Genomic DNA, 3,236 nt, shown 5'->3' on the forward strand with positions numbered 1-3,236 from the left:
GTGTGGGAGCGGGTTTACCCGCGAAGGGCTGCAAAGCAGCCCCAATCAATGTTTCAGCGAACGACGATCCCGCGTGAAGCCATGTACGCTTTCGCTTCCGGCACCGTGTACTCGCCGAAGTGGAAGATGCTCGCCGCCAGCACCGCGCTGGCATGCCCTTCCAGAATCCCGTCGGCCAGGTGCTGCAGGTTGCCCACACCACCGGAAGCGATCACCGGGATCCCCAGCGCATCGCTGATGGCGCGGGTCACGCCCAGGTCGAAGCCGTTCTTCATGCCGTCCTGGTCCATGCTGGTCAGCAGGATCTCACCGGCACCCAGGCCTTCCATCTTCTTCGCCCACTCCACTGCATCCAGCCCGGTAGGCTTGCGCCCGCCGTGGGTGAAGATCTCCCAGCGCGGCGTTTCGCCCGGGCCGGAGACCTTCTTGGCGTCGATGGCGACGACGATGCACTGCGAACCGAAACGGTCGGCCGCCTCACCCACGAACTCCGGGTTGAACACCGCGGCGGTGTTGATCGAGACCTTGTCGGCACCGGCGTTGAGCAGGTTGCGGATGTCCTGCACGGTACGCACGCCACCGCCCACGGTCAGCGGGATGAACACCTGGCTGGCCATGCGCTCGACGGTATGCAGGGTGGTGTCCCGGCCATCGACGCTGGCGGTGATGTCGAGGAAGGTGATCTCGTCAGCACCCTGCTCGTCGTAGCGACGGGCGATTTCCACCGGGTCACCGGCATCGCGGATGTTCTCGAACTTGACGCCCTTGACCACCCGGCCGTTGTCCACGTCCAGGCAAGGGATGATGCGCTTGGCCAGTGCCATGGTCGTTCCTCAGCCTTGGTAGTTGTCGCAGAAGGCCTGGGCCTCGGCGACGTCGAGGGTGCCTTCGTAGATGGCACGGCCGGTGATGGCGCCGATGATGCCCGGCGCTTTTGCGTCCAGCAGGGCCTTGATGTCACCCAGGTTGTGGATGCCGCCCGAGGCGATCACCGGGATCGAGGTGGCTTCGGCCAGGGCCTTGGTGAAGGGCACGTTGCAGCCCTGCATCATGCCGTCCTTGGCGATGTCGGTGTAGACGATCGACGAGACGCCATCGGCCTCGAAACGCTTGGCCAGGTCGATGACCTGCACGCTGCTCACTTCGGCCCAGCCGTCGGTGGCGACGAAGCCGTCCTTGGCGTCCAGGCCGACGATGATCTTGCCTGGGAAGGCCTTGCACGCTTCGGCGACGAACTCTGGTTGCTTGACCGCCTTGGTGCCGATAATCACGTGGCTGACGCCGGCCTTGACGTAGTGCTCGATGGTTTCCAGCGAGCGGATGCCGCCGCCGATCTGGATCGGCAGGTTCGGGTAACGCTTGGCGATGGCGGTGACCACTTCACCGTTGACCGGCTGGCCTTCGAAGGCGCCGTTGAGGTCGACCAGGTGCAGGCGGCGGCAGCCACCTTCGACCCATTTGGCGGCCATGCTCACCGGGTCGTCGGAAAATACCGTGGAGTCTTCCATGCGGCCTTGGCGCAGACGCACGCAAGCGCCGTCCTTCAGATCGATAGCGGGGATAATCAGCATCTTGGAAACCTGTCTTGTTCGTTGAGTTCAGGGCTTCTCGAGCGCCCACAGGTCGCTTTCGATGCTCTCGAACCGCTCCTTGAGGTGCAGCTGAACATCGGCAATCGCCCTGTTGTAGTAATACGGAGCAACTTCTCTGGAAAACAGCTCGAGGACCTCGGCCACCTCGAACGACCCCAGCTCCAGCTCGAAACGGTCTTCGAGGAAGCGCTTGAGCTTGTCGAGCGCTTCGCGCTCCTGCTCGGGGGCCAGCGTGAGGATCGGCGCCTTGGTCCGCGACCTGCTCATTTACCAGCGCCCATCCCAGGCGACGAAGTTCTGCAGCAGTTGCAGGCCATGGGTATGGCTCTTCTCCGGGTGGAACTGCACGGCGAAGCGCGAGCCCTCGGCCAGCGCGGCGGCGAAATCGACGCCGTAGTGGCCGCGGCCGACGACCTGGCCCGGCTTGCCGGCATTGATGTAGTAGCTGTGCACGAAGTAGAAGCGCGCGCGGTCGGGAATGTCATGCCACAGGGGGTGGTCGTTGGTCTGGCCGACTTCGTTCCAACCCATGTGCGGCACTTTCAGGTGCTCGCCGTCTTCTTTGAGGTCTTTGCCGAAGAAGCGCACCTGGCCGGGGAACAGGCCGATGCAGTCGACACCGTCGTTCTCTTCGCTGTGCTCGAGCAGCGCTTGCATGCCCACGCAGATGCCGAGGAACGGGCGATCCTGGCTGACTTCGCGGACCAGGCTGTCGAAGCCCAGGCGGCGGATTTCGGCCATGCAGTCGCGGATCGCGCCAACGCCGGGGAACACCACGCGGTCGGCTTCACGAATGACGGCGGCGTCGCTGGTGACCAGCACCTTGCCGGCACCCACGTGCTCGAGGGCCTTGGCCACCGAGTGCAGGTTGCCCATGCCATAGTCGATTACGGCTACGGTCTGCATTTACAGGCACCCTTTGGTCGATGGCATCTGCCCGGCCATGCGCTCGTCCTGCTCCACGGCCATGCGCAGCGCGCGGCCGAAGGCCTTGAACACGGTCTCGATCTGGTGGTGGGTGTTGTGGCCACGCAGGTTGTCGATGTGCAGGGTCACCAGGGCGTGGTTGACGAAGCCCTGGAAGAACTCCTGGAACAGGTCGACGTCGAAGCCACCGACGCTGGCGCGGGTGTAGGGGACATGCATCTGCAGGCCCGGGCGGCCGGAGAAGTCGATGACCACACGCGACAGCGCTTCGTCGAGCGGCACGTAGGCGTGGCCGTAGCGGAAGATGCCTTTCTTGTCACCGATGGCCTGGGCAAACGCCTGGCCGAGGGTGATGCCGACGTCTTCGACGGTGTGATGGTCATCGATATGCAGGTCGCCCTTGCATTCGATGTCCAGATCGATCAGCCCATGCCGGGCGATCTGGTCGAGCATGTGTTCAAGGAAAGGCACACCGATATCGAATCGGGCCTTACCAGTGCCATCGAGGTTGATCGAGCACTTGACCTGGGTTTCCAGGGTATTGCGCTCGACGGAAGCCTTACGTTCGACCATCACCAGCTCCGCAAAATCATTGGGCGAAAAGGGCAACATTATAGGCCCAGAACGCGCCAGCTTGAAACGCGGATGACATATGGCAGGGCTAGCAATTGCGGGGGGATGACCGCGTTACAGGTCTATACAACCGTGTTCCGGGGC

The 3,236-nt window shown here is 63.4% G+C and carries 5 protein-coding genes; all 5 read right to left on the minus strand.

Annotation, left to right across the window (positions count from 1 at the left end):
- Nucleotides 1–53 precede the first annotated feature (53 nt).
- Genes hisF through hisB form a run of 5 tightly spaced genes read right to left on the minus strand, consistent with a single transcriptional unit; the run spans nt 54 to nt 3,092 of the window.
- On the minus strand, nt 54–824 hold the full coding sequence (gene hisF / locus ACQ4N9_RS26380; RefSeq protein ID WP_023629858.1) for an imidazole glycerol phosphate synthase subunit HisF: 771 nt from the start codon (nt 822–824) through the stop codon (nt 54–56).
- Nucleotides 825–833: 9 nt separating this feature from the next.
- Complete coding sequence (hisA, locus tag ACQ4N9_RS26385; protein ID WP_347148938.1) at nt 834–1,571, minus strand: 1-(5-phosphoribosyl)-5-[(5-phosphoribosylamino)methylideneamino]imidazole-4-carboxamide isomerase; 738 nt, start codon at nt 1,569–1,571, stop codon at nt 834–836.
- Between the two features lie 27 nt (nt 1,572–1,598).
- Complete coding sequence (locus ACQ4N9_RS26390) at nt 1,599–1,859, minus strand: DUF2164 domain-containing protein (RefSeq protein ID WP_110992247.1); 261 nt, start codon at nt 1,857–1,859, stop codon at nt 1,599–1,601.
- Nucleotides 1,860–2,498, minus strand: coding sequence for an imidazole glycerol phosphate synthase subunit HisH (hisH, locus tag ACQ4N9_RS26395; RefSeq protein ID WP_347148940.1), 639 nt, complete (start codon nt 2,496–2,498; stop codon nt 1,860–1,862).
- Nucleotides 2,499–3,092: an imidazoleglycerol-phosphate dehydratase HisB gene (gene hisB, locus ACQ4N9_RS26400; protein ID WP_110992314.1), complete on the minus strand. Its 594-nt coding sequence runs from the start codon at nt 3,090–3,092 to the stop codon at nt 2,499–2,501.
- Nucleotides 3,093–3,236 lie beyond the last annotated feature (144 nt).

It is taken from the genome of Pseudomonas sp. ES1, assembly GCF_050586605.1.
GTDB classification, from domain to species: domain Bacteria; phylum Pseudomonadota; class Gammaproteobacteria; order Pseudomonadales; family Pseudomonadaceae; genus Aquipseudomonas; species Aquipseudomonas sichuanensis.